Here is a 25,179-nt window from a genome sequence, read left to right on the forward strand (position 1 = left end):
AGCTCCCACAGGGTACACGGGTCGCTCGTTAAACCTCGCTGGTCTCAGCCTTGGATGCTTTCCTCAAGGTATCCGCTACCAGGGGAATTTCCTTGCCCTCGGCATCAAACAACTTCCCACCCCGGTAGTAATCGCCATCGCGCAACGCGGCCACGTCGCGAAAGCACAAGCTGCGCTCAGTCCCCGCCACAAACACTGACTGCTGGTCCGAGTTGCCGGCGGTGAAGTGGTTGAATGCCAGGTTCAGCAATATCGCCATGATTGCCGACGAGCTGATGCCCGAGTGGAAGATGGTCGCGAACCAGCTTGGAAACTGATCGTAGAAGCTGGGCGCGGCGATGGGGATCATGCCGAAGCCGATGGACGTGGCGACGATGATCAGGTTCATGTTGTTGCGGTAATCCACCTTGGACAGCGTGCGAATCCCGCTGGCCGCCACTGTGCCGAACAATACAATCCCGGCGCCGCCCAACACGGAGGTGGGCACGGCCGCGATCACCCGGCCCATGAATGGCAGCAGGCCGAGCACCACTAGGAATACCCCGCCAGTGGCCACCACAAACCGACTCTTGACCCCGGTCACCGCCACCAGGCCGACGTTCTGGGCGAACGCGCTCTGGGTAAACGAACCGAAGATCGGCGCGAACATGCTCGACAGCATGTCGGCGCGCAGGCCGTTGCCCAGACGCTTGGAGTCCACTTTGGTGTCGATGATCTCGCCCACCGCCAGGATATCCGCTGACGTTTCCACCAGCGTCACCATCACCACGATGCACATGGAAATAATCGCCGCCACATGGAAGGTGGGCATGCCGAAGTGAAATGGCGTGGGGAAACCGAACATCGGCCCCTGCATGACACCAGAGAAGTCCGCCATGCCAAGCAGCACCGCGATCACCGTGCCGATCACCATGGCCAGCAGGATCGACAGGCGCGAGATGGTTGCGCTGCCGATCTTGCTCAGTAGCAGCACCAGCACCAGAGTCAGCGCGGCCAGGCCGATGTTAGACATGCTGCCAAAATCCGCCGCCCGGCTGTTGCCACCCATGGCCCAGCGCGCCGCTACGGGCATCAGGGTCAGGCCGATGGTGGTAATCACAATGCCCGTCACCAGCGGCGGAAAAAACTTGGTGATCCTTGAGAACACCGGGGTGATCAACAAACCGATAAAGGATGCGGCCATCACCGCCCCGAGTATCGCTGGCACACCACCGGCACCGTCGCTGCCGACAATCGCCACCATGGTCGCCACACCCGCGAACGACACGCCCTGCACCAGCGGCAACTGACAGCCGAAAAACGGCAGGCCCAGGGTTTGCAGCAGCGTGGCCAGGCCACCGGCAAACAGCGATGCAGCGATCAGCAAGCCGATATCCGCCGGCGACAACCCGGCTGCCTGGCCGACGATCAACGGCACGGCGACGATACCGCCATACATGGTGAGCACATGCTGCAGGCCGTAAGCCATGTTGGCGGCGACGCCCAGATTTTCATCTTCGGGCCGCTGCGGTGACGCCTTCGGGATAGTCATGGTGAGGGGTTCTCTGTTTTTGTTGTGCGCTCACTGTATGCAATGTTAAGACTGTATGTCCATAGAGTTGTATACAATCAATCGAACAAGATACCCTCCAACGGCGTTACAAAAACAATCCGGCCGTCACGAGCCAGAACGCTAAAGGACAAAAAGAATGAAAAAGGCACTACAGGGCGCCACCGTCGCATTGACCCTTCTCGGCGGCGGGGAGGCCGTTGCGGTGGAATGGATGAACAACAGCGTCGGGTTTCGCTACGGGCAGCACTTCACCAACCCGAACAACCCCGACGACTTCAGCAAGCGCATCTACAGTTTTACCCACGCCAGCGGCTACCGTTACGGCAGCAACTTCCTCAACCTCGACGTATTCCTGTCCGACAGCAGCGACCCGCGCAAAGGCACCGACCACGGGGGCAGCGAGGTGTACGCCGTGTACCGGCATCAGTTGTATGCCTCACGCGTGTTCGACTTGCCGCCGGGCACGGGGCTGATCAAGGATTACGCGTTGACCCTGGGCTTCGACGCCAACCGCAACAACAACTTCGCCTCCGCCAAGAAGCGCGCTCTGGTGATTGGCCCCACGTTGAAGTTCAACACTGTCGGCGTGCTGGACCTGAGCCTGATGTACTACAAGGAAAAGAACCACACCGGCATTCCCGGCGCGCAAGAGTCGAACCACACCTTCGACGCTACCTACATGCTCAACCTGGCCTGGATGCGACCGTTCGAGGTGGGCAACCATGCGGCGAAATTCCAGGGGTTCATTAACTACGTCGGGGAAAAAGGCGAGGACTACCATGGCCGCGATACCGCACCGGAAGCGCTGATGCGTACGGCGCTGATGGTGGCGGTGCGACCGGGTAAAAGCGTCAAGCCGAACTTGTACCTGGGGGTGGGGTATGAGTACTGGCATAACAAATTCGGCGTGGACGGTGGGCGTGGCAGCCGCACCTCAACGCCGACGCTGAACATGGAAGTGACGTTCTAACTGAAGAAACGCAAAACAATGTGGGACCTGGCTTGCCTGCGATAGCGGTCTGTCAGTTAGCCCATCTGGCACTGATACACCGCTATCGCAGGCAAGCCAGCTCCCACACTTTGATCGTATTGTCAGCTCAGGCGTTGGCCAGTTCGGAAGAATTGCCCTTCGGCCGTGCCAGCCAATACCCCAACACCGCCAGCGGCGCGGTCGCCAGCATCACAATCACCGTGATCAACAGTGGTTGCTCGATCATCGACGACACCAACAGGCTGGCCAGGAAGCACAGGCCCAACTGCAGGGTGTTTTGCAGGGCCGCCGCCTTGCCGGAATTTTCCGCAAAGGGCATCAGCGCATTCGCCACCACAATCGGGTAGCTGGCGCCGTTGCACAGCGCCATCAGGCAGAACGGGATCAATAAGGTAGTCAGGGTCGGCACACTCAAGGTGGCCACCAGGTACAACGCCACCATGCTCAAGCAATAGGCGACCAGCAACCACGGCAGCAGGGTTTTACCCGGCAGGCGCTGCAAGGCGCTGCGGCAACTGTAGCCGCCAACGAGAAACGCCAGGGTCGGCAGTACGTAGCTGAGGCCGATGTCATTCGGGCTGTAGCCCATGCCACCGAGGATGAACGGCGAGGCGGTCAGCCAAGCGAAGAAGCTGGCCGAACAGGCGGCGAAGATCATTACATTGCCGGTAAACACCCGCGAGGTGAGCAATTGCCCATAGCCCAGGCGCACCGGGCTGCCCTTGTGCTCCGAACGCTTGGGCACATTGCGCAGGAACAAGGTCGGCAACAACAGCAACAACGACACCACCAGCAACACGCCGAAGATCGCCTGCCAGCCAAAGTGATTCAGCACCATGGCGCCCAGCAGCGGAGCCAGGGCCGGAGACAGCGACATCAACGGCATGATGCTGGCGAAGACGCGGTGAGCCTTGTCGGCCGGGTAGCGATCAATCACCAAGGCCTGCCAACTGACGGCGGCGGCACACACGCCAATCGCCTGCATAAAGCGCAGGGCCAGCAGTTGCGGCGCGCTCTGAACCCAGAACATGCCCAGGCAACCGAGCACAAACAGGCTCAGGCCCGCGATCAGAATCGGCTTGCGCCCCAGGCGGTCCGAGAGCGGCCCCCACAGCAACTGCCCCAGCGCAAAGCCGGCAAGGAAAATACTCAAGCTGGCGCCCACCGCGCCAGCACCAATGTTCAACTGCTCGCCCATGGCGCCAAACGCCGGCAAGTACATGTCCATGGCCAGATAACCGAGCATGCTCAGCCCCGCCAGATACCAGGTAAAACCAAAAGAATTTTTCATCGAAGCCTTGTAGATACTGCCATCAAACTATTTGCTGACTGGCGCCCATTATGAAGCTGACAATATCTGTGTGAAGCGATAATAATTGGACACTCTCATCAATAATTTTGAAGGCAGCGCTCATGTGGTCGGAATATTCCCTGGATGTGGTCGACGCCGTTGCCCGTCACGGCAGCTTCAGCGCCGCCGCCCAGGAACTGCACCGCGTACCGTCGGCCATCAGCTACACCGTGCGCCAGCTTGAAGAATGGCTGGCCGTGCCGCTGTTTGTGCGGCGGCATCGCGACGTAGAACTGACCCCCGCCGGCCGTTTGTTTATCGACGAAGCCCGCGGCGTGATGAAAAAAATGCTCGGCACCCGGCGCCTGTGCCAACAGGTGGCCAATGGTTGGAGCGGCCAGTTGAAGGTGGCCGTGGACTCCATCGTCAAACCCCAGCGCTGCCGGCAGTTGGTGCTCGACTTCTATCGGCAGTTTCCCGAAGTGGAATTGCTGCTCGAATACGAGGTGTACAACGGCGTGTGGGATGCGCTGGCGGATGAACGCACCGACATCGTGATCGGCGCCACCAGCGCGGTGCCGGTGGCCAGCCACTTCAGCTTCCGCGACATGGGCCTGTTGAACTGGCTGTGCGTGGTCAGCGCCCGGCACCCCTTAGCTGCGGCGGAAGGTTTACTCAGTGATGACCAACTGCGCCCCTTTGCCTCGCTGTGCATGACCGACACCTCACGCAACCTGCCCAAGCGCGACACCTGGACCCTGGATAACCAGCGCCGCCTGGTGGTGCCCAACTGGGCGTCGGCTCTGGATTGCCTGCGCGATGGCCTGTGTGTAGGGATGGCACCGGCCCATCAGGTATTGCCATGGATCGAGCGCGGGGACTTGGTCGCGCTGCAGTTGAGCCGGCCATTTCCGGCCAGCCCGTCGTGTGTGGCGTGGGCGCAGAACAAGCTGTCGCCAGCCATGGCGTGGTTGCTGGAATACTTGGGCGATACGGAGACCATGAACCAGGAATGGCTGAATGGCCCCTCCCTCTGATCGTTCCCACGCTCCGCGTGGTAACGCTGCCCTGGACGCTCCGCGTCCGCTCTTAAGGCGTGACGCAGAGCGTCACAGGAGGCGTTACCACGCAGAGCGTGGGAACGAGCATCGCCCCCTTCCGCACTTTTTCAGTCCAGTAGGCGGGTGATGGCTCGCACGATCATTTCTACTTCCTTGCCTTGCAACGTCAGCGGCGGCAACAGCCGAATGATCTTGCCCCGCGTGACGTTGATCAACAGCCCATGCTCCTGCGCCGCCCGTTGGGCCAGGTCACGGTAAGGGCTTGCCAGTTCAATGCCGATCATCAAGCCCTTGCCACGAATCGCCCGCACCTGCGGATGGTCCTCCAACTCAATGCGTAAACGCGCCAGCAAGTGTTCGCCCTGGCGTGCGGCGTTTTCCAGCAAGCCTTGCTCCTGGATAATCTCCAGTACCGTACACCCTACACGGCACGCCAGCGGGTTACCGCCAAAGGTACTGCCATGGCTGCCTGGGGTGAACAGTTCAGCGACAGCGGCGCGGGCAAGACAAGCGCCGATGGGCACGCCATTACCGAGGCCTTTGGCCAGGGTCATCACGTCCGGCACGATGCCTTCGTGCTGGAAGGCAAACCAGGTGCCGGTGCGCCCGATGCCGGTCTGGATTTCGTCGAGCATCATCAGCCAGCCGTGGCGCGTACAGTGCTCGCGCAGGGCTTTGAGGTAGCCCGACGGCGCCACCAACACACCACTTTCACCCTGGATCGGTTCAAGCAGCACCGCCGCGATGCGCGTGCCGAACTGTTCGGTGACCGCCTCCAGGGCCGCCATGTCGCCAAAGCCAACCTTGATGAAATCGCCGGGCAGACGCTGGAACCCCAGGCGCACCGACGGCCCGTCGCTGGCGGCCATGGTGCCTAGCGTGCGGCCGTGGAAGGCGTTCTCCATCACCACCACCAGCGGCTGTTCAATGCCTTTTTTCCAGCCATGCAAACGCGCCAGCTTCAGCGCCGTCTCGTTGGCCTCGGCGCCGGAATTGTTGAAGAACGCGCGGTCCAGCCCGGACAGTTGGGCCAGGCGCCGGGCCAATTGTTGTTGCCAGTCGATGCTGTAGAGGTTGGAGGTGTGCAGCAGCAAGCCGGCCTGTTCGCTGATGGCCGCCACTAACCTGGGGTGGGAATGACCAACATTGGTCACCGCCACGCCGGCCACGGCGTCCAGGTATTCGCGGCCCTGTTGGTCCCACAGGCGCGTGCCAAGGCCGCGGGTGAAGCTCAGGGCCAGGGGTTGATAAGTGCTCATCAGGCAGGCGGCGGTCATGGTGGCGGCTCCAGTGCATCGTTGGGGTGGATCAAGTATGGTTAACCACCCTCGCTGGATAAACGCAGAATTACTGCAATAACTTTAAACCAGGGCTTGATAATGGATCTGTTCCAGGCAATGTCGGTGTACGTGAAAGTCGTCGAGACCGGCAGCATGACCGCCGCCGCGCAGGAATGCGGGATTTCGACCACCATGGTGGGCAACCATCTGCGAGCGCTGGAACAACGGCTTGGCGTCAGCTTGCTCAAACGCACCACGCGCAAACAGAACCTCACCGAATTTGGCGGGCAGTATTATCAGCGCTGCCTGGAAGTGCTGGGGCTGGTGGCCGACTCGGAGCTACTGGCCGAGCAGGTCCACAGCGAAGCCCCCAAAGGCAGCCTGCGCATCACCGCCCCCCCGGTGTTCGGCACCGAACGCCTGGTGCCGGCCTTGAGTGAGTTTTCCCAGCGCTACCCCCTTATCGACCTGTACGTGGTGCTGAGCAATGAGCGCATGGATCTCGTCGACAGCGGTTTTGACGTGGCGATTCGTCTCGGCGAACTGGAAAGCTCCAGCCTGATCGCCCGGCCTCTGCAGGCCTATACCCTCACCCTTTGCGCCTCCCCTGCCTACCTGGCGCGACGCGGCACACCGCAAACCCCGGATGACCTGCAGCAGCATGACTGCCTGGCATTCGCCTACCCCGCGAACGACAACTGGCGCGACACCGATAAACTTTGGCGCATGACCGGCGATGAAGGTGGGGTGGAGGTGCCGGTGTCTGGCTCATTGACCATCAACAGCTCCCAAGGCTTGCGCCAGGCCGCCATCAACGGCATGGGCATCATTATGCTGGCCGATGCCCTGGTGCAACCGGACCTGGAGAGCGGCAAGCTGGTGGCCTTGCTGACCACCTATAAACTGCCCAGCCGCCCCATGCACCTGATGTATCGCCAAGACCGCTATCGCCTGCCCAAGCTGCGGGCGTTCGTCGACTTTGTGATGGAGAAATGGGCGCGCTAGAACGCCACGCCCAACTCGCGCAAACGCGCGGCGGTGCGCTCGGCCGATACATGGTGAATGCCCTGCCAGCCCAATGCGATGGCGGCCTCGATATTGCCGGCGACGTCGTCGATGAACACCACTTCACTGGCTTGGATGTCTGGCAGGTGTTCACGCACCTGACTGAGGCTGGCGTGGTAGATCGCCGGGTCAGGCTTGATCAGCTTCACCTCGCCAGACACCAAGATGTCGCGAAAACGCTTCAGGAACGGGTAGTTGGCCCGGGCGTAAGGGAAGGTTTCAGCCGACCAGTTGGTAAGCCCGAACAGCGGCATCTCAACCTAGTGCAACGCTTCGAGAATCGCCACGCCCTCGGGTAATTCAGCACGCAGCATTTCGGGCCAGCGCTCGTAATAAGCCTGGATCAGGGTCTTGTGTTCGGGGTATTGGGCAACCAGGGTGCGGGTGGCTTCAGCCAGGGAGCGACCGGCATCTTGCTCGGTGTTCCAGGCCTGGGTGCAGATGGTGTCGAGGAACCACTGCCGTTCTGCATCGTCGGCAATCAGCTTGCGGTACAGATGCTGCGGGCTCCAGTCGAACAGGACACCGCCGAAATCAAAAACTACTGCACGAATCGTCATCAGATCCTCCGTTAGCGTGGCTTGATAGCTGCTGGAGTCTGACAGATCTAAAAGAGGGAGGCGTAAGAAGGGGCTGAAAAGAAAGAGGGAGTAGGCCAGCCAAATTGAGCGAACGCAATGCTCAAAGCAACGAAGATCACATGTGGGAGCTGGCTTGCCTGCGAAAGCGGTCGTGCAGTCACAGATGCCGCGACTGACGCACCGCCTTCGCGGGCAAGCCCGCTCCCACAGGGGATTTGCGTTAACTGACTGACATCAGAGCAAGCCAGCTCCCACCTTATTGACCGGATTTTAAGCTTGAATCAGCCCGTTGATTTTGACGGTCGGGTTCACATCCGCGTCGTAATCCACGCCGTCGACCTCAAAGCCAAACAAGCGCAGGAACTCGGCCTTGTAACCGGCAAAATCGCTGATCTCGTTGACGTTGTCGTCGGTCACCTGGTTCCACAGCGCGGCCACGGCGTCCTGGACCTTCGGTTCCAGCTCGGCCAGGTCGGCACGCAGGCGGCCATCGGCGTCGAGTTTCGGCTGGCTGCCGTACAGGCTGTCCTTGAACAGGCCGTAGACCTGCTCGATGCAGCCTTCGTGGGTGCCCTGCTCTTTCATCACCTTGAACAGCAGCGACAGGTACAGCGGCATGATCGGGATTGCCGAGCTGGCCTGGGTAACCACGGCCTTGAGCACCGACACACGGGCGTCGCCCTTGAGCGCAGCGAGGTTTTCGCGCAGGGTCAAAACTTTCTTGTCCAGGTCTTTCTTGGCTTCGCCGATGGAGCCGTTCCAGTAGATGTCCTGGGTCAGCTTCTCACCCAGGTAGGTGAACGCGGTGGTCTTGGCGCCTTCGGCCAATACATCGGCGTCACGCAGCGCGTCGATCCACAGCTGCCAGTCTTCGCCGCCCATGACCTTCACGGTACCGTCGATTTCTTCCTGGGTCGCAGGCTCAAGCGTGGTGTCGACCACCACGCCCTTGTCGGTGTTGATACCGCGCAGGGTCACGGCCTTGCCGATTGGCTTGAGGGTGGAGTTGTGCACCACGCCTTGCGGGTCGGTACGGCGTGGGGCGGCCAGGCTGTAGACCACCAGGTCGATCTTGCCCAGGTCTTTCTTGATGGTTTCGATGGTCAGGCGCTTGATTTCGTCGGAGAACGCGTCGCCGTTGATGCTCTTGGCGTACAGGCCTTTTTCCACAGCAAACTTCTCGAACGCCGCGCTGTTGTACCAGCCGGCGGAGCTCAGCTTGCCTTCTTCGCCTTCTTTCTCAAAAAACACGCCCAGGGTGTCGGCGCCGCAGCCAAACGCAGCACTGATGCGCGCGGCCAGGCCGTAGCCGGTGGAGGCACCGAGGACCAGTACCTTTTTAGGGCCGCCCTCGATGACGCCGTTTTTGGTTACGTAGTCGATCTGCTCTTTGACGTTCGCTTCACAGCCAACAGGGTGAGCGGTCACACAGATAAAGCCACGAACCCGCGGTTTGATGATCATAAAAATTTCTGCCTCTTCCAAGGTGCCGAAGGCCAATAGTGGCCATTCAACTTCAATCGTACCGGTCTATGACGCCTGAAAAACCGAAGCGTCACGATAGTCGCAAATCTTCTGTTCTCAAAATTCAATCCACAAAACGTCGGAGCCTGCACGGTAACGGTTACAAATTGTGCAGTGGCTTCACAATTTCGCCCTATTTAAAAACGCCTGCCGGTGTCAGAAAGCCCTATGATGACGATATTGTTTCAATATATTTCGGCTTTGGAGCCTCGTTTCATGAGCAAAAATGCTGTCGGCAAAAAGCTGGTGTCCCTGGCGTGGGCGCTCGGCGTTCTGCTGTTGATCTATTGTTTCCCGCGCAGTTGCCTGGTGTTTCTGCTGTTGGTGGTGTGCTGCGGCGTTTATGACTTCCTGCGTAACGGCCTGTACGACCGCGACACCATCAAGAAGTATTTTATCGGCAACGGTCGTAATACCTGGGTGCTGGCACCGTTCAACACCCTGCTCGACCTGCTGAGCAGCCGCAACCGGCATGTCTATACCCTGCAAGACCTGCCGCCGGCCTGGCGCGAAGACCTGCAACAGGTGATCGACGACGCCATGGCCCGCAAGGATGAAATCATCAGCTACCTGGACGAACGCATGGCCGAGAAGAAACGCGGCATGTTGTTCTTCCAGTGGTACGGCCGCCCGATCGAAACCACCCTGGATATCCCGCAGCTGCGCAAAAAACTGCCGTTCGTGAAAACCATCGGCGTCTCGGTGTTCAACGAGAACCGCTCGACGTCTTTCCACTTCGGCCCTCTGCGCATGATGTTCCGTGTGCTCTACAACATGGCGCCGGCACCGCACCATGAGGGCGTGTATATCCAGGTGGGTAAGCACAAGCACTACTGGCACGACGACCCGCTGTTTATCTTCGATGACACGCTGATGCACGCCTCCTTCAACAAAAACGACGCCAAACGCTACTGCCTGTTTATTGATATTGTGCGCCCGACCCTGCTGCCCTCGGTGCTCAACGCCGTGATCGCAGGGTTTGCCGGCCTGGTCTTTACCCTGCGTCGGGTTTTCTACAAAAACTGGAAGCTGATTCAGTAAGTTCTGCGGCATGATGGTGTTGGACGGCATTTGCGCTAGGCCTTGCGCCTGAGGTAAATAACCGTCTCGTGCGACCTTAATTGGCGCTCACCCTTCTCAAGCCATCGCCCCCAAACGGGCGCGGTGGCTGTGCTTTCAAGGAATCAGAATGCCCCAACGTCAAGTCATCAACGCCTCCGTCAGCCCCAAGGGCAGCCTCGAAACCCTGTCCCAACGTGAAGTGCAGCAACTGAGCGAAGCCGGTACCGGCAGCATCTACACTCTGTTCCGCCAATGCGCCCTCGCGATTCTCAACACCGGCGCGCACATCGACAACGCCAAGACCATCCTCGACGCCTACAAAGACTTTGAAGTGCGTATTCACCAGCAAGACCGCGGCGTACGCCTGGAACTGCTCAATGCCCCGGCCGATGCCTTTGTCGATGGCGAGATGATCGCCAGCACCCGCGAGATGCTGTTCAGCGCCCTGCGTGACATCGTCTACACCGAGAACGAGCTGGACAGCCAGCGTATCGACCTGAGCAACTCCCAAGGCATCACCGACTACGTGTTCCACCTGCTGCGCAACGCCCGTACGCTGCGACCGGGTGTGGAGCCCAAGATCGTGGTGTGCTGGGGCGGTCATTCGATCAACACCGAAGAATACAAATACACCAAAAAAGTCGGGCACGAACTGGGCCTGCGCAGCCTCGACGTGTGCACCGGTTGCGGCCCAGGCGTGATGAAAGGCCCAATGAAGGGCGCGACCATTTCCCACGCCAAGCAACGCATCACCAATGGCCGTTACCTGGGCTTGACCGAGCCAGGCATCATCGCCGCCGAAGCGCCGAACCCCATCGTCAACGAGCTGGTGATTTTGCCGGACATCGAAAAACGCCTGGAAGCCTTCGTGCGTGTCGGCCACGGCATCATCATCTTCCCCGGCGGCGCCGGTACGGCCGAGGAGTTCCTGTACCTGCTGGGCATCCTCATGCACCCGGACAACCGCGACCTGCCGTTCCCGGTGGTGCTTACCGGGCCCAAACATGCCGCGCCTTACCTGGAACAATTGCACGCGTTCGTCGGTGCCACCCTGGGCGAAGCGGCGCAGAAGCATTACCAGATCATCATCGACGACCCGGCCGAAGTGGCCCGCCAGATGACCACCGGCCTCAAGGCGGTGAAGCAATTCCGCCGCGAGCGTAACGACGCGTTCCATTTCAACTGGCTGCTGAAGATCGACGAAGGCTTCCAGCGCCCGTTCGACCCCACCCACGAAAACATGGCCAGCCTGCAACTGAGCCACGCACTGCCGCCCCATGAATTGGCGGCCAACCTGCGCCGGGCGTTCTCGGGGATCGTGGCGGGTAACGTCAAGGACAAGGGTATTCGCCTGATCGAGGAGAACGGCCCGTATGAGATCCACGGCGACCCGGCGATCATGAAACCGTTGGATGAATTATTGAAGGCGTTCGTGGCCCAGCACCGCATGAAACTGCCGGGCGGCGCGGCGTATGTGCCGTGCTATCGCGTGGTGCAGTAAGCCAGCGGCGGTCGGTCATAGTTTGTATTCGTTTGGGACATAGCAACGCGTGTGAGGAACAAGAGTTCGGACTAGGGTTTTACTATTCCAACTCATTCACCTCAGCGAGCGACCTATGGACCAACGGATATTGTCCTCCGTCATTCCTTACCCTAAGGTAAGGAATATCACGATGGAGATCTTCACTATGGCCACCGCCACACTCACTTCAAAAGGGCAAATCACCATCCCTGTTCAGGTCAGGACAGCCCTGGGCCTGGAAACAGGCGACCGGGTGGAATTCGTCGAAATGGAAGACGGCAAGTTTTCCATGATTGCCGCCAGCAAAACCGTCAAGGACCTCAAGGGTTTGATCCGCAAGCCCGCCCATGCCGTGTCTATCGAAGACATGAACCGCGCCATCGCGGCCCAGGGAGCAAGCGCTGGATGATCGGCCTGGATACCAATGTACTGGTGCGTTATGTGACCCAGGATGACCCGGTTCAATCCGCCAAGGCGTCTCAACTGATCGAATCGCTCACCGCCGCCTCACCCGGTTTTGTCAGCCTGGTGACGCTTACGGAACTGGTGTGGGTGTTGCAGTCCTGCTACCAGTCGGCCAAAAGCGATGTGGTAACGGTACTGGAGACCTTGCTGCACACACGGGAACTGACCGTCGAGCACGCCGATATCATCTGGCAGGCCCTGCGCAAGTTCACCGCAAGCAAAGCGGACTTTGCCGACTGCCTGATCGAACGCTGTGGCCATGCGGCCGGTTGCGAGTACACCGCCACGTTTGATCTGCACGCAGCCAAGGCAGCAGGGATGAAACGGCTCGGTTAGAGCGGCTTTTTTGTAGGAGCGAGCAAGCTCGCGCCTACAGAGGGAGAGGAAGTTGGGCTAGCGAACCCAACCGCCGATCTGCCAGTGGTAGCCATCATTACGCTGCACCCAATGCGGGTGTACATAACGATACCCCTGGCGCACCGGTTCCCAATGGCCGTGCACTGCCACATAACGCCCGCCTTCCCAGCGCCAGTAACCGCGTGACCAGATATAACCTTCGCGCACCGCCGGCTCGACTTCAATCACCTGCACCGGCGGCGGTTGCGGCGCCACCACATCCACGTACTCGTGTTGCACCGGCCTGCGCTCATGCACAACACGCTCTTGCACACACCCGGAAGCCGCGACCACCATGGCGGCCAATGCTGCATAACGTAGCCACATACAAAACCCTCGGGCGCGCACGCCCAACACCTGCATCAGAAAGAAGTCCTTCCTTTGTTGCAGCCGGGCCCTGCTTGGGCCTGGGTTATTTTTAACAGGAGATGTCTGTCAGATGGCTGAACCTGTAGATCTTTAGCGTGCCTCCCGGCGACCGCCACGGTGGTGCTCCTTCATACCGGACCAAAACGTCCCAGCACAGTCTCGACAAAGCAGCGCAACTTGGCGGTACGCTGGCGGTTTGCGGTGTAGACCAAATGCATCGACCGACTCGGAGCCTCAAACTCCGGCAACACCCGCACCAACTCGCCACTCGCCAACGCCGTTCGCAGAAAGTCTTGCGGGCCGAGCACTATGCCAAAACCATCCAATGCCGCCGACATCAATGCCCGGCTTTCATTGATGAGCAAACGGCTGGCCACTCGTACCTTGTAGGAAACCGTGCCCTGAAAAAACACCCACTCTCGATCCGCCGGACGCGATGAAAAGGCGTACCCCAGGCACTCATGACGCTCAAGATCTGCCGGCTTCTGCGGTGTGCCTCGCGCCATCAGGTAACCCGGTGCAGCGCAGGCCACCAACCGATACGGTGCCAAAGGTCTCGCAGTGAGGCCGCTCGTGCCCAACGGACCAATGCGAAACGCGGCGTCGTAGCCCTCCTCCACCAAGTCGACGAAACGATCCGTCAGGTGCAAATCGACTTCTACCTGTGGGTTTTCACGTAAAAACCCGGTGATCAACGGCATCAGGCTGTAGGAGCCAAAGGTCACCGGGGCGGTGACTTTCAGCTTGCCACGCGGCGTGTCGTTCATGACCTGTGCCAGGGCGTCGGCGGCCTCGGCCTCCGTCAGGATATGTTTGCAGCGTTCGTAATACTCCCCTCCCAGTTCAGTCAGGCTTTGTCGACGGGTTGTGCGGTTGAGCAATCGCGCGCCCAGGCGTTGTTCCAACGCGGTGACATGCTTGGCCACCATCTGCGGCGACATGCCCAAGCGTTCGGCGGCCCTCGCATAGGAGCCTAATTCAGCGGCTATCACGAAGGCGTTCATGCTTGACAGGCGATCCATCATTCCCCACTCCCAGTAATAACACCCACATCAAAATGACGATTTATCACGTTATGGTTGCTAATCATCATAGCCACTTCCTACTTCCACTGGAGCAAGCACATGAAGATTGGCGTGATTGGAGCAGGTTTTATCGGGCGTGCCGTGGCGCAACTGGCGCTTGCCGCCGGACATAACGTGATGCTGAGCAATTCCCGCGGCCCACACACCATGAGCAGCGTGGTGAGCGGCATACTCGGTGTGCAAGTGGGCAGCGCAGATGACGCCGCCAGGTTTGGTGACCTGGTACTGGTGGCGATCCCCCTGGAGCACTACCGCAGCGTCCCCGCCCAATGGCTGGAGGGCAAGACAGTGATGGACGCCAACAATTACTACCCCGATCGTGATGGGCATATCCCGACACTGGACCGTTTTGAAACCACCACCAGCCGATTGCTGGCTGACCATTTGCCGCAATCACATGTGGTAAAAGTATTTAATGCGATCTTCGCCCCAGACCTGACGCAGGATGCCCGCCCGCACGGCGCGCCTGAACGCCGCGCATTGCCAGTGGCAGCAGATGACGCGACGGCAAAGGCGCAAGTGATGACGTTACTCGACCAAATGGGTTTCGATGCCGTGGATGCTGGAGGGCTGGATGAAAGCTGGCGATTCGAGCGGGCTAAACCGGCGTATTGCGTACCCCTTAACCAAGCGGGCTTGAAGGCGGCGCTGGCAGCGGCCGAGCGTACGGTTGAGCTGCCTCCGGTGGAGCGACACCCGCCGCGCGCCTGATCGTTAGCGCACAAAAAAGCCCGCTGACCGTCACCGGTTCAGCGGGCTTTTTCGTGGGTGTTGCTTACAGCGCCAGATCAGACGCCGGCTTGCTTGGCTCAGCCGCAGGCTTGGCAGCCTCGGTAGCCTGTGGAGCAGCCAGTTGCGGGATCGCTGGCGGTGGTGTCAGTTGCAGCACACCGGCAGTGTAGGCCCATTCCTTGGCAACAGCTTCAGGGCTGTCGTTCAGCTTGGTGCCGTAGCTTGGCACGATCTGGTGCAGTTTTTCCTGCCAGGCCGGGCTGGCTACTTTGTCCTTGAACACCTTTTGCAGCACGGTCAGCATGATCGGAGCCGCGGTGGACGCGCCTGGCGATGCACCCAGCAGGCCTGCGATGGTGTTGTCGGCAGAGCTGACCACTTCGGTACCCAGCTTCAGCACGCCGCCTTGCTCTTCATCACGCTTGATGATCTGCACGCGCTGGCCGGCTTGCCACAGGCGCCAGTCGGACTGCTTGGCGTTCGGGAAGTACTCTTGCAGCGCCTTGAAGCGGTCATCATCAGACAGCATCAGTTGGCCGGCGAGGTACTCGACCAGTGGGTATTCACGAATACCGACTTTGGTCATCGGCCAGATGTTGTGGGTGGTGGTGCTGGTCAGCAGGTCCAGGTACGAGCCTTCCTTCAGGAACTTGGTCGAGAAGGTCGCGAATGGGCCAAACAGAATCACGCGCTTGCCATCCAGCACACGGGTGTCCAGGTGCGGAACCGACATCGGTGGCGAACCTACCGAAGCCTTGCCGTAGGCCTTGGCCAGGTGCTGCTCGGCGATGGTCGGGTTCTCGGTCACCAGGAACGAACCACCCACCGGGAAGCCTGCGTATTCCTTGGCTTCAGGAATGCCCGACTTCTGCAGCAAGTGCAGGGCACCGCCGCCGGCGCCGATGAACACGAACTTGGCGTCGGTTTCAGTCTTGGTGCCGTCTTTGAGGTTTTTGTAGCTCACACGCCACGAACCGTCGTCGTTGCGGGTGATGTCCTGCACTTCGCTCGACAGCTTCAAGTCAAACTTCGGCGTGGTTTGCAGGTGAGCGACGAACTGGCGGGTGATCTCGCCGAAGTTTACGTCGGTACCGATCGGGCTCCAGGTGGCCGCGATTTTCTGGTTGGGATCACGCCCTTCCATCATCAACGGAACCCACTTGGCGATTTGCGCCGGGTCTTCGGAGTACTGCATGCCAGCGAACAGCGGGCTGGCCTTCAGGGCTTCGTAGCGCTTTTTCAGGAACTTGATGTTGTCATCGCCCCACACAAAACTCATGTGCGGAGTGGAGTTGATGAACGAACGCGGGTTCTTCAACACGCCCTGCTGAACCTGCCAGGACCAGAACTGACGGGAGATCTGGAACGCTTCGTTGATCTCGACCGCTTTCGGGATCTCAACGTTGCCGTTCTTGTCTTCCGGGGTGTAGTTCAGCTCAGCCAGGGCCGAGTGACCGGTACCGGCGTTGTTCCAGCCGTTGGAGCTTTCTTCGGCCACGCCATCGAGGCGCTCGACCATCTCCATCGACCAATCCGGTTCCAGCTCATTGAGCCAGACACCCAGGGTTGCACTCATGATGCCGCCGCCGATCAGCAGCACATCGACTTTCTTTGCCTCTTCCGCGTGAACGGACGTGATCCCCATCGACAAAGCCAGCCCCAGCAGGGCAGTGTTTACTTTTTTAAACATCAGTAGCACCTATGATAAAACGCCATCCGCCCTACCGCCCCCGATCATGAGTAACCCTCGTTCACGCTACGTCAGGCAACGTACCGCGGGGTCTGCACAGTCACATAAAGGCTGCAGGGTGGGCACACAAGGCCGATGGATCGACCTCACTGTTATGTCCCTTCTGCGCTGACTTCTTATCATTATTGGCTTCAGCTACCTGGGCGACAGCCAACCGCTGGGACGTATACGGGTGTACGCACCAGGGAAAGACTAGCCCAAGACGGCGCGCAGAATATCACGCTAAACAGCGTTTATGCGCCGTTTGGCCAATTGACAGGCCTAAATCGCGGGTTTTAATGCGCCCCTGTCAAGACTGGCAGCCGCGACCTGCGGTCACAGGCGTGGAACTCTGCCGAAAATGGCGGTTCTAGACACCTTCGTCGCGGCTTGCGTAGCATCGGCGACGTCCTTCGTGCACACCCTCCACACAGAGTTACCCATGACAATCCAGCAAACACCCGGGCACGTACTGCCCGCGCGCAGCGCCGCCAAAATGGAAGCGGCCATGGCCGTGGGCGCCTTCGCGATCGGCACCGGCGAATTCGCCATCATGGGCCTGATGCCCGACATCGCCCAGAACCTGGGCCTGAGCGAACCCCAGGTGGGCCACGCCATCAGCGCCTACGCCCTGGGCGTCATGGTCGGCGCCCCGCTGCTGGCCATCCTCGGCGCCAAGCTGCTGCGCAAACACATGCTGCTGTTGCTGATGGGCCTGTACGCCCTGGGCAACTTCGCCACCGCCTTCACCCCCACCTTCGGCTCGCTGGTGGCCTTCCGCTTTATCAGCGGCCTGCCCCACGGCGCCTACTTCGGCATCGCCGCCGTGGTCGCCTCCAGCATGGTACCCACCGACAAACGCGCCGGCGCCGTAGCCCGCGTGATGATGGGCCTCACCCTGGCCATGCTGCTGGGCAACCCCATCGCCACCTTCCTCGGCCAACACCTGGGCTGGCGCTCGGCGTTCGCCCTGGTCAGCGTGATCGCCCTGCTCACCATCGCCCTGGTCTGGCAATTCGTGCCCCACCGCCACGACGAACAACGCAGCGACCCACGCAAAGAACTGCGCGCCTTCACCAAACCCCAGGTATGGATGGCCCTGTCCATCGGCGCGATTGGCTTTGCCGGGATGTTCTGCGTATTCAGCTACCTGGCGCCGACCATGCTGGAAGTGACCAAGGTCTCGCCGCAATGGATCCCCTTCGGCCTCGCCGCCTTTGGCGTGGGCGGCATCATCGGCAACATTGCCGGTGGCAAGCTGTTTGATCGCATGCAGTTTCGGGCGGTGGGTTTGATATTGGTATGGTCGATGGCCGTGCTGCTGTTCTTCCCCTTCGCCGCGTCTTCGCTGTGGGGCGTGCTGCTGAGCATGGGGTTGGTGGGCACCATGGTCGCGTTGGCGGCACCGTTGCAGATTCGCTTGATGGACATCGCGCATGAAGCGCCGAGCCTGGCGGCAGCATCGAACCATGCGGCGTTCAACCTGGCGAATGCGCTGGGGCCGTGGTTTGGGGGGATGGCGATTACAGCTGGCCTCGGCTGGACCAGCACCGGCTACATCGGCGCAGCGACAGCGCTGGTGGGCCTGGGCCTCTACCTGATCGCCCGGCGTATGAAAGGCGGCCATTAACGGCGCGCCTAATACCGATCAGCTACGCGAACACAATTTCCACACAACGAAGATCCAATGTGTGGAGCTTGCCTACGAAAGCATTGGTTCAGTTATAGATCCAGTGACTGACACGCCGCCTTCGCGAGCAAGCCTGCTCCCACAGGGATCTGGGCCGGGCGCCGATTTTGTGGGCAATACATGGCCAATGTGGGAGCTGGCTTGCCTGCGATAGCGGTATATCAGTGACAGATGAATTAACTGACCCACCGCCATCGCGAGCAAGCCCTCTCCCACAGGGATCCGAGCCGGGCGCTGATTCTGCGAGCGATACATGGCCAATGTGGGAGCTGGCTTGCCTGCGATAGCGGTATATCAGTAACAGGTGAGTTAACTGACCCACCGCCATCGCAGCGTCAATATCTACACAACTTCGGCACGACGCTGCAACTGTGGCGAGGGAGCTTGCTCCTGTGAAGACCTGACAGCCGACGCTTATCTCCCTGACTCCCACACTCCAACTGTGGGAGCGGGCTTGCTCGCGAAGACAGCCCGACAGCCGACGAAAATGCGGGATCAGACCGCGCACCTATCCGTTACTCAGGCAACGGCTACTTAGCGTTCTCCCCCAACGGCTGCTCACTTTGCAAAGCAGCAAAGCAAGCGAAACACTCTCGCCCCACCACCCCATCAATCATCATGCAACAACCCCGAACCATACTCCCCATAACTACTCCCCAGCCCACTGCCACCGAAATTCATCTTCGCGGCCTTGTTGGGGCTATGGTCACCAAACGCCCGGCATCCACCTGAAAAGCACGGGTCACTGCTCACGGCTGGTGAAGATGAACAAGCGCTCAACAACAACGTGCCGGTGATCATCACAAGTTTGACGAGGTTCGAGATCATGGTTTCAGTTCCCTATGGGCTGGAGGCGCTGGGGTCCTCTCTCAGTAGGGGATCGTAGACCTCAACGGCGCAGAGAATTATGAAACTTTGCTGGGTGACAGCATGAGTTCAGGTTGCCGCCTTAGGGCAAGGCGGCAGGGTTGGTTGTCAGGCTTTGACTGAGGCGGTTACAGGCGCAACCTGCTCCTGGGCTCGGTCAACCAGCAGCGAGCTCAGCTCGATTAACTGCTGAATGCCCAGGGTGATGGCGCGCTGGGAATCGTTGAGGTCGAACGCCAAGGTGGCGGCCATTTCGTTGGCGGAGGCTAGGTTTTCGGCGGCGTTGGCCAAGAGGGTTTCGGGGTCGATGGTTGGGTTTACGAGGAATAGGTTGTCGCTTGGGTGTTCGGCGGGTGCAGCGTCGTCGGATGGGGGCAAGTGATGATGGATTGCTCGCTGGGCTGCGGCTTGAAGCTTGGGATCAGAGGATGCAGCGTTTGAAGCATAAGGCGGATTAGGTGTGGTCTTGTACATGGCGAAGCTCCTTAACTATTCAGGAACTACCAGTCTCACTTCCACATGAGAGGTGGCAGCTGTACGCAGGTGTGGAAGACCAGGGCTAAGGACCCGGCGCACCGAAGTGCCCCGCGCACAGCCGCCGAAACACATGATACAGGCGTAAAAAAACGCCGGTAGAGGTTTGTGGCGATTGCGTCTTAGCTTGGTACGGACTTCCACATCCGGCCGCTGGATTGGCAGCGGTTTAAAGAGATTAAAGATGCGAGTTCTGACAGGCAAGCCGAAAAGAACGTAGGAAAAAACTCTGCAAAAGGACGCCCGAGTCAGATCTAATATACAATCCATAGGGTCACAACAATATTAAAGCCCCTTTTTAAGCAGGCAACTGCTTGAGCAGTTGCCTCTCCTAAATAGTGAAGATACCACCTCAGCAAAGCTCTTTCCTAAGCCTCCCCAGCCCCAAAATATGTATTTCGTTGATTCAAAAAAAGATCATACACAAATTTTTGGCGAGGAGAAGAGCCTCGTGAACTTACATTATCTGCAAAAAGATTATAATAAACCCCAAATTTCTTTTTATCCAGAGGGTAGTTTTCAATCCATTCAGCTTGTGGGATCCTTGAAATCAGCTCATTAAAAAGGTGATTATTAATGCTCTTAACCAAGGTTGTGCAGATCAATATCGCTGTTTGCAGAGCAGCATAATCGAGAACGAGAGGCTTCTCTAGAAGTTCTTTATGCTCATTAATGCCCAAAGCCATCGCATTTGACGCACCCAGTCGCCCAAATCGGTGTACAGTACAATGTCGCAAGTGGCATACACGTACATAATCTTTTATAGCAGTCTCAACCGAAGCTGGCACCGGGCCTTTTATCCCTAAAATATCCCTAATCGACTCGACAATGCTGTGCTGACTGATAAAAGAAATGCGCTCCAGAATCGCCTCTGGAAGCATATCTTTATTCAGGTGGACAGCTGCGGCGTAGGATATATCTTTCTTGTATGCACACTCCATCGACTGCGCATCTACAGAAAGGATTTTCCTAAATAAAGTCCTTAGAAAACTCTCTACTGCTGCGATAACCCCCAAAAGAACCAGTTGCCCCTGAAGAGCATCAAACTGTACCGGGTGAGGCGAGAGTTTGTTTATTGAGTGCAAACGCTCTAAAAACTGATCAATAGGAGATTGAGCAGACTCCATATGAGCTAAATCAAATAAAAGGTGCGTACTCAGCTTTGGATTCGAGGATGACGGTGTTATCTCCAACCTTGACTTGAATGGAGTACTCACGATAGAAACTCCTCTACAACCAACGTGACTTTGGAAATAAGCTCTGTAGCTCTAACAGGGCCAATGTATTTTGCCTTTTGCAACTCCATTGACGCATTTTGTGAAGCAATAACGTCTCCCACAGAACGAAGCTTAGTATCTTTATTGACCCTGCGTATTAATGCCTGACTAATATCTGGAACCTCATTAAGCGGAAGCTTCATGCACTCTTCAAACAATGAAGCCACAACTAATTTTTCCCCGCAGTTATGACAAAACTGTTGAGAGTCATTTAGGCGAGCAGTCTCACAAACTTGACACGGAGGTAAATCCAATTTTAAATTGGCTATTTCATGTTCAGAAAGTAATGACTTAAAATCTCTTCGGAGAGGATGTTTCGAAGGAATAGACTGCATTACATTTGACACACTTTTAAAAGTACTTCGTCTACCCTCTCGAAAAGCACCTTCCTGGTAAAGGAAGGCTAGATGGGGTATATAACGATCATACTTTCGATTCGCACCATGCGAGACCGCATGCAGAGGAAACAGCAAGCCAATCTCTATAAGAAATTTAAGCATACGCTCAGCAAGCGGGTCCCGATCAGAGGTCTGCTGAAGCCCAAGGGTGATATTTTTCTTAGTAAGGTCAGCTGCTTGCGCTGCTGCAACTGCACTAACCGAATTAATCAAAAAGCGCTTCCCCGTTTTAACAACGGAAGCGAATTGCTTAAGCTTTATTCCTAAGGAGTCATATTCTGCACCAATCAATTCAACTTGACGCTCAATAATCTTATTAACCTTAGACTGAGAATTACTTGACGTTTCAGCAAGAAATTCTCGGAGAAGACGAAGAAAAACACGCGGAATTCCAAAAGCACTATACTTGAGCAATTCCAAGACATCAGGCGAAATATTTTTCGCCTGATCCGGTGTAAGGTGCCTTCCGGCGATATCTCCCATGATCTGCGAGTAATCACTATCTTCAACTGATAGCCATAACGGGACTTCTTCCACTTCATGCGACGCATGAAAAGTAGGGCCATACTGAGTAGTCCCGGGATACACGGACGCTTTAGGAGCAATACCCTCAACTTTAAGAACTCGGAAAATTTCAAAAAAAGCTATAAGGTATTGATCGGAAAGACTGAGAGCAGCGTCATCTAAAAGTAAAACAGCCCTACTTCGACCAAATTTAACCCCTATGATTTTGACAGCGCGTATCACCGCATCAACAGTGATACTCTGACCAAACTCCTCATAAAGCTCATCACCACTACCACGCTCCAGGAGAGAGACCAATTGGCGAAGTTTGTCCTCATCATAGAGATCACTAACTTCTGACAAAAAATGGGTATCTGAGCTTAAATCATTTAAAAAATCAAATACACTCAACAACAACTTAGCTAAGACCCACGAATGAAACCGTTTAAGAGCGTCAGGAGTCTTTTTTAATAACGGCTCTAGATGCAAATACTTGTTAAAACTCGCATACAACACCAATGGCGCCGATTTATCTAGCAATGCTTGGGTGTACGTATATCTCATTAAATGCGTCTTTCCCGTCCCACGAGGACCGATGAGAAATTTAGCACCGGAAGCCAATAGCTTTTGGCGAGCTACCGTCAGGTGCTCACCATCAGCCAATCGCCTATTGATTTCCTCATTGGAAAGCTGATCAGCACGTTCTTCGAATTCCATAAACTTCCTTATTAATCGAACGACAGGGGAAAAGACAGCAAATCAAACTTAGTTAGATGTTTCGCTGCAACGCCATAAGCGTGGGACGAGAGCCATTGGCGCCCATCAGCACTAGATAAAGCACTCAATAGCTCATTGCGCATAGCTTCAGGCGCGCGAATACGATAGATGCAATCAGTTAAAACAACATTTCCAGCAGACACTCCCAGCACTTTAGCTTCTAGGTTTCGTCCCACCCTGGCAATCAAAATATCGCCTGCGGCCCCCATTATCAATTTACTCGAAGCGGGAAAATCAGACGGGCACTCAAAGTGTGATAAGTCTACCCATTGGCCATAACATTCAGAACCTATATCAGAGGTATGAAAAACGGGACACTCAATCTTTTTTGACTGCGATGTAGAAAGACTCCCCCTGCTGACCAACACATTCGCATCCGAAAGAGTTATAGACAACTTGCTAGACCTACTGCGCATCCGCTGATAATGAAAGTTATAGTCCAAGCGTTCAAAGCCGTGCTCTTTGGAGATGACTAACCTATTGCTAAGAGATCTATCACCCCCAAGCTTAAATATAGACAAAAACTCGGACACTACTTTCGTTTTCTTTATAACAAATATGCTAGCGAGAGCATCAGTGCCATAAAATGCTCCGCGCGGCAGCTGTACAACTCTTTCAACTTCGTAATTGGTTAAAAGATGCTGCCTAAATTTTGAATATTTAAATGACGAAACCAAACTATCAGGCAAAATGATTGCTAATTTTGAATTATCGCCCAGCAGACGTAGATTTTGAGCCAAGAACAACGCCGCTGCATCAGTACTAGATGGCAACGGGAGGCAATGTGAAAACCCTGTGTCTTCCAATATTTCGGAAAACCCTTTACTCCATTTAGGTATTAGGAACGGAGGATTGCATACGGCGGTATCGATAGGATTTCGTATCGTATCTAACAAATCAGGAAGCTCACAAGATAAGGCATCTGCATGTATATGCAAATGCCTAGAGTCTTGAAAATTAATCCTCCCTAATTTTTCCTGATAACTACTAGCTATACCTGAATCAATATCGACTGTTAAAATTTCCAAATCCGACCAACGACAAGCCGCTGCAATTGACAGCGATCCTGCTCCCGCACCTAAATCTAATAAACGACGAGGATTGTGGTCATCGATTTGCTCGACCAAGAATGAACTAATATCTGCCCTAGTGTAGTAACGGCCCAACACGTCTGAGTTTGTGGAACGGATGGGCGAGGACGATGGCATAGGTGCTTGTTCGACTGATCAAATCGCTATGCTACCTTGAGTGGCTTGGTAGCAAAAGGCTTAAAGCCCTCAAGATGATTTCAGATTGCGATTTTATTGGTCATTCCACCCTAAAAATCCCTAGGCTAGCTGAATGACATTTCATTGGGAGGCAAGATACCCCACAACCGTCCATTATTGAGGCTTCATGACTAAAATCAGCCTGAACCTATCGGAAGACATTTCCGACTCTCTCGCCGACCTGGCCAAAACCAACGGCCGGACAGCGAGCTACCTGGCGATGGACGCTGTTGGGGACTACATCCAGCAGGAAAAAGCACTGACGGCTCAAATCGAGCTGGCAGTAAAGGAGGCCGACGAATGCAAATTCGCTACAGATGAGCAAGTGGCGGCCATACGCGCCAAGCATTGGAGCCGGACTGCGGGTTGAGTAGCTTGAAAAAGCTCGGAAATCCAAAAGCCGCGGATGACTTGCCGGAGACCATTTCACCAGCGTCGATAAAATGGCTCAAACAAATACGCGGGTGGGCAGTTCCCAACTCGCTTTATGTGACCCCTTGTCGATTCGCGGGAGCACCTGAAAATGCTCGGCATGTTCCAAACACAACAACGTCCCCGCTCGACGTGATTAAAGAATTGGGAATAAGCCTCCCCTACACCCAAGATCCATCCCTGATAAACTACGCTCCATTCGCCTCGCTAACTCAGATCCCCATGCCCCTACAAACCGCCCCACTCTCCCGCCGCTTCTCCGTCGCCCCCATGATGGATTGGAACCACTAATTCCGCAGACCTTGTAATACGAGCCTCGCAGCACATCATAGGAAACCACGTACCACTTTCGTACCAATGCCAATGCGATAGTGTGACGACACTTAGCTCGCTGTCCGCCGCGATCATGTGCATCCACTGCTATGATTAATAGTTTCTAAAGGAGCAGGTCACTATGGCGAGCGAGTACTCATTGGCGAACACGCTGGAAAGAGTCTATGAAAATCAACTGGCACTGGAAGCGGCAGTTATGGAGCTGACTCTTTGGGCCGAGCAGCAAAACGCTTCAGATCTGGCTGGGAACGTACGAGGAGCTCTTGACACCATTGGTGAAAACGCTGGGCATATCAAACAAGGTCTAGCTCGTTTGAGAGGTGCGGATCAAACGTAAATGGCAATATCCACTCAGGCGCCTCTGGATGGAGGCCCAAAATCAACCCCAAGGCTT

23 protein-coding genes and 1 pseudogene are annotated in these 25,179 nt (G+C 56.8%); 11 read left to right on the forward strand and 13 right to left on the reverse strand.

From position 1 onward, the window contains the following. Nucleotides 1-28: 28 nt before the first annotated feature. Nucleotides 29-1,531 (reverse strand): nucleobase:cation symporter-2 family protein, encoded by a 1,503-nt coding sequence (locus AC4PS6_RS04640; protein WP_014717605.1) that lies wholly within the window; start codon nt 1,529-1,531, stop codon nt 29-31. 157 nt (nt 1,532-1,688) lie between these two features. Here AC4PS6_RS04640 and AC4PS6_RS04645 point away from each other — a divergent pair, with 157 nt between their 5' ends. Then, nucleotides 1,689-2,522 (forward strand): hypothetical protein, encoded by an 834-nt coding sequence (locus AC4PS6_RS04645; RefSeq protein WP_019820654.1) that lies wholly within the window; start codon nt 1,689-1,691, stop codon nt 2,520-2,522. A gap of 127 nt (nt 2,523-2,649) precedes the next feature. Here AC4PS6_RS04645 and punC read toward each other — a convergent pair whose 3' ends face one another. Continuing rightward, nucleotides 2,650-3,834 carry a purine nucleoside transporter PunC gene (gene punC / locus AC4PS6_RS04650; RefSeq protein ID WP_014717603.1) on the reverse strand — a complete coding sequence of 395 codons (1,185 nt, stop codon included), beginning with the start codon at nt 3,832-3,834 and terminating at the stop codon, nt 2,650-2,652. Between the two features lie 122 nt (nt 3,835-3,956). Here punC and punR point away from each other — a divergent pair, with 122 nt between their 5' ends. Continuing rightward, complete coding sequence (gene punR, locus AC4PS6_RS04655) at nt 3,957-4,871, forward strand: DNA-binding transcriptional activator PunR (protein ID WP_014717602.1); 915 nt, start codon at nt 3,957-3,959, stop codon at nt 4,869-4,871. A 131-nt stretch (nt 4,872-5,002) separates the two neighbouring features. On the opposite strand, the gene AC4PS6_RS04660 is transcribed toward punR, so the two are convergent. Next, on the reverse strand, nt 5,003-6,172 hold the full coding sequence (locus AC4PS6_RS04660; RefSeq protein WP_103451548.1) for an aspartate aminotransferase family protein: 1,170 nt from the start codon (nt 6,170-6,172) through the stop codon (nt 5,003-5,005). 102 nt (nt 6,173-6,274) lie between these two features. On the opposite strand from AC4PS6_RS04660, the gene AC4PS6_RS04665 reads away from it, so the two are divergent. Further along, a complete protein-coding gene (locus tag AC4PS6_RS04665; protein WP_137270909.1) occupies nt 6,275-7,180 on the forward strand; it encodes a LysR family transcriptional regulator in 906 nt (301 codons plus the stop codon). On the opposite strand, the pseudogene AC4PS6_RS04670 reads toward AC4PS6_RS04665, so the two are convergent. Both AC4PS6_RS04670 and fabV read right to left on the reverse strand, forming a co-directional pair. Then, a pseudogene (locus AC4PS6_RS04670) lies at nt 7,177-7,800 on the reverse strand (HAD family hydrolase). The gene AC4PS6_RS04665 and the pseudogene AC4PS6_RS04670 overlap by 4 nt on opposite strands. Before the next feature lie 291 nt (nt 7,801-8,091). Further along, nucleotides 8,092-9,285, reverse strand: a complete 1,194-nt coding sequence (fabV, locus tag AC4PS6_RS04675) for an enoyl-ACP reductase FabV (protein WP_003189732.1) — start codon at nt 9,283-9,285, stop codon at nt 8,092-8,094. 276 nt (nt 9,286-9,561) lie between these two features. On the opposite strand from fabV, the gene AC4PS6_RS04680 reads away from it, so the two are divergent. From AC4PS6_RS04680 to AC4PS6_RS04695, 4 genes are all read left to right on the forward strand, one after another. Beyond that, nucleotides 9,562-10,386 (forward strand): aspartyl/asparaginyl beta-hydroxylase domain-containing protein, encoded by an 825-nt coding sequence (locus tag AC4PS6_RS04680; RefSeq protein WP_019820661.1) that lies wholly within the window; start codon nt 9,562-9,564, stop codon nt 10,384-10,386. A gap of 148 nt (nt 10,387-10,534) precedes the next feature. Next, complete coding sequence (gene ppnN, locus AC4PS6_RS04685) at nt 10,535-11,908, forward strand: nucleotide 5'-monophosphate nucleosidase PpnN (RefSeq protein WP_014717596.1); 1,374 nt, start codon at nt 10,535-10,537, stop codon at nt 11,906-11,908. A 172-nt stretch (nt 11,909-12,080) separates the two neighbouring features. Further along, a complete protein-coding gene (locus tag AC4PS6_RS04690) occupies nt 12,081-12,338 on the forward strand; it encodes an AbrB/MazE/SpoVT family DNA-binding domain-containing protein (RefSeq protein ID WP_014717595.1) in 258 nt (85 codons plus the stop codon). After that, a complete protein-coding gene (locus AC4PS6_RS04695; protein WP_014717594.1) occupies nt 12,335-12,730 on the forward strand; it encodes a type II toxin-antitoxin system VapC family toxin in 396 nt (131 codons plus the stop codon). The genes AC4PS6_RS04690 and AC4PS6_RS04695 overlap by 4 nt, the downstream gene beginning before the upstream one ends. A 57-nt stretch (nt 12,731-12,787) precedes the next feature. Here AC4PS6_RS04695 and AC4PS6_RS04700 read toward each other — a convergent pair whose 3' ends face one another. Both AC4PS6_RS04700 and AC4PS6_RS04705 read right to left on the reverse strand, forming a co-directional pair. Continuing rightward, a complete protein-coding gene (locus AC4PS6_RS04700) occupies nt 12,788-13,117 on the reverse strand; it encodes a YXWGXW repeat-containing protein (protein ID WP_014717593.1) in 330 nt (109 codons plus the stop codon). A 170-nt stretch (nt 13,118-13,287) separates the two neighbouring features. Then, nucleotides 13,288-14,184 carry a LysR family transcriptional regulator gene (locus tag AC4PS6_RS04705; protein ID WP_282398847.1) on the reverse strand — a complete coding sequence of 299 codons (897 nt, stop codon included), beginning with the start codon at nt 14,182-14,184 and terminating at the stop codon, nt 13,288-13,290. A gap of 99 nt (nt 14,185-14,283) precedes the next feature. On the opposite strand from AC4PS6_RS04705, the gene AC4PS6_RS04710 reads away from it, so the two are divergent. Then, entirely contained in the window at nt 14,284-14,955 is a 672-nt protein-coding gene (locus tag AC4PS6_RS04710; protein WP_019820669.1) for an NADPH-dependent F420 reductase, read from the forward strand. A 64-nt stretch (nt 14,956-15,019) separates the two neighbouring features. Here AC4PS6_RS04710 and mqo read toward each other — a convergent pair whose 3' ends face one another. Further along, on the reverse strand, nt 15,020-16,666 hold the full coding sequence (gene mqo / locus AC4PS6_RS04715; protein ID WP_014717590.1) for a malate dehydrogenase (quinone): 1,647 nt from the start codon (nt 16,664-16,666) through the stop codon (nt 15,020-15,022). Nucleotides 16,667-17,147: 481 nt separating this feature from the next. On the opposite strand from mqo, the gene AC4PS6_RS04720 reads away from it, so the two are divergent. Further along, the gene (locus AC4PS6_RS04720) at nt 17,148-18,335 is read left to right on the forward strand and encodes an MFS transporter (RefSeq protein WP_014717589.1); all 1,188 of its coding nucleotides are present in this window, start codon (nt 17,148-17,150) and stop codon (nt 18,333-18,335) included. 669 nt (nt 18,336-19,004) lie between these two features. Here the strand turns inward: AC4PS6_RS04720 and AC4PS6_RS04725 are convergent. The 5 genes from AC4PS6_RS04725 to AC4PS6_RS04745 all read right to left on the reverse strand — a co-directional run bounded on the left by AC4PS6_RS04725 (nt 19,005) and on the right by AC4PS6_RS04745 (nt 23,921). Then, the gene (locus AC4PS6_RS04725; protein ID WP_103451547.1) at nt 19,005-19,223 is read right to left on the reverse strand and encodes a hypothetical protein; all 219 of its coding nucleotides are present in this window, start codon (nt 19,221-19,223) and stop codon (nt 19,005-19,007) included. Between the two features lie 147 nt (nt 19,224-19,370). Continuing rightward, on the reverse strand, nt 19,371-19,736 hold the full coding sequence (locus AC4PS6_RS04730) for a DUF6124 family protein (RefSeq protein ID WP_336827323.1): 366 nt from the start codon (nt 19,734-19,736) through the stop codon (nt 19,371-19,373). A 428-nt stretch (nt 19,737-20,164) separates the two neighbouring features. After that, the gene (locus tag AC4PS6_RS04735; RefSeq protein ID WP_336827322.1) at nt 20,165-21,013 is read right to left on the reverse strand and encodes a hypothetical protein; all 849 of its coding nucleotides are present in this window, start codon (nt 21,011-21,013) and stop codon (nt 20,165-20,167) included. Next, complete coding sequence (locus AC4PS6_RS04740; RefSeq protein WP_336827321.1) at nt 21,010-22,692, reverse strand: ORC-CDC6 family AAA ATPase; 1,683 nt, start codon at nt 22,690-22,692, stop codon at nt 21,010-21,012. Before AC4PS6_RS04740 ends, AC4PS6_RS04735 begins: the two co-directional genes overlap by 4 nt. Nucleotides 22,693-22,703: 11 nt before the next feature. Further along, on the reverse strand, nt 22,704-23,921 hold the full coding sequence (locus tag AC4PS6_RS04745) for an HsdM family class I SAM-dependent methyltransferase (RefSeq protein WP_336839357.1): 1,218 nt from the start codon (nt 23,919-23,921) through the stop codon (nt 22,704-22,706). 226 nt (nt 23,922-24,147) lie between these two features. Here AC4PS6_RS04745 and AC4PS6_RS04750 point away from each other — a divergent pair, with 226 nt between their 5' ends. After that, nucleotides 24,148-24,390 (forward strand): CopG family ribbon-helix-helix protein, encoded by a 243-nt coding sequence (locus AC4PS6_RS04750; protein WP_336827319.1) that lies wholly within the window; start codon nt 24,148-24,150, stop codon nt 24,388-24,390. Between the two features lie 516 nt (nt 24,391-24,906). Further along, nucleotides 24,907-25,122, forward strand: coding sequence for a hypothetical protein (locus AC4PS6_RS04755; protein WP_492180714.1), 216 nt, complete (start codon nt 24,907-24,909; stop codon nt 25,120-25,122). Nucleotides 25,123-25,179 lie beyond the last annotated feature (57 nt).

It is taken from the genome of Pseudomonas sp. DW-iso17 (assembly GCF_058725345.1).

Bases quoted from the DNA above. Each gene is read 5' to 3' on its own strand.
- AC4PS6_RS04640 (WP_014717605.1), bottom strand. From the start codon at position 1,531: ATGACTATCCCGAAGGCGTCACCGCAGCGGCCCGAAGATGAAAATCTG.
- AC4PS6_RS04645 (WP_019820654.1), top strand. From the start codon at position 1,689: ATGAAAAAGGCACTACAGGGCGCCACCGTCGCATTGACCCTTCTCGGC.
- punC (WP_014717603.1), bottom strand. From the start codon at position 3,834: ATGAAAAATTCTTTTGGTTTTACCTGGTATCTGGCGGGGCTGAGCATG.
- punR (WP_014717602.1), top strand. From the start codon at position 3,957: ATGTGGTCGGAATATTCCCTGGATGTGGTCGACGCCGTTGCCCGTCAC.
- AC4PS6_RS04660 (WP_103451548.1), bottom strand. From the start codon at position 6,172: ATGACCGCCGCCTGCCTGATGAGCACTTATCAACCCCTGGCCCTGAGC.
- AC4PS6_RS04665 (WP_137270909.1), top strand. From the start codon at position 6,275: ATGGATCTGTTCCAGGCAATGTCGGTGTACGTGAAAGTCGTCGAGACC.
- fabV (WP_003189732.1), bottom strand. From the start codon at position 9,285: ATGATCATCAAACCGCGGGTTCGTGGCTTTATCTGTGTGACCGCTCAC.
- AC4PS6_RS04680 (WP_019820661.1), top strand. From the start codon at position 9,562: ATGAGCAAAAATGCTGTCGGCAAAAAGCTGGTGTCCCTGGCGTGGGCG.
- ppnN (WP_014717596.1), top strand. From the start codon at position 10,535: ATGCCCCAACGTCAAGTCATCAACGCCTCCGTCAGCCCCAAGGGCAGC.
- AC4PS6_RS04690 (WP_014717595.1), top strand. From the start codon at position 12,081: ATGGAGATCTTCACTATGGCCACCGCCACACTCACTTCAAAAGGGCAA.
- AC4PS6_RS04695 (WP_014717594.1), top strand. From the start codon at position 12,335: ATGATCGGCCTGGATACCAATGTACTGGTGCGTTATGTGACCCAGGAT.
- AC4PS6_RS04700 (WP_014717593.1), bottom strand. From the start codon at position 13,117: ATGTGGCTACGTTATGCAGCATTGGCCGCCATGGTGGTCGCGGCTTCC.
- AC4PS6_RS04705 (WP_282398847.1), bottom strand. From the start codon at position 14,184: ATGATGGATCGCCTGTCAAGCATGAACGCCTTCGTGATAGCCGCTGAA.
- AC4PS6_RS04710 (WP_019820669.1), top strand. From the start codon at position 14,284: ATGAAGATTGGCGTGATTGGAGCAGGTTTTATCGGGCGTGCCGTGGCG.
- mqo (WP_014717590.1), bottom strand. From the start codon at position 16,666: ATGTTTAAAAAAGTAAACACTGCCCTGCTGGGGCTGGCTTTGTCGATG.
- AC4PS6_RS04720 (WP_014717589.1), top strand. From the start codon at position 17,148: ATGACAATCCAGCAAACACCCGGGCACGTACTGCCCGCGCGCAGCGCC.
- AC4PS6_RS04725 (WP_103451547.1), bottom strand. From the start codon at position 19,223: ATGATCTCGAACCTCGTCAAACTTGTGATGATCACCGGCACGTTGTTG.
- AC4PS6_RS04730 (WP_336827323.1), bottom strand. From the start codon at position 19,736: ATGTACAAGACCACACCTAATCCGCCTTATGCTTCAAACGCTGCATCC.
- AC4PS6_RS04740 (WP_336827321.1), bottom strand. From the start codon at position 22,692: ATGGAATTCGAAGAACGTGCTGATCAGCTTTCCAATGAGGAAATCAAT.
- AC4PS6_RS04750 (WP_336827319.1), top strand. From the start codon at position 24,148: ATGACTAAAATCAGCCTGAACCTATCGGAAGACATTTCCGACTCTCTC.
- AC4PS6_RS04755 (WP_492180714.1), top strand. From the start codon at position 24,907: ATGGCGAGCGAGTACTCATTGGCGAACACGCTGGAAAGAGTCTATGAA.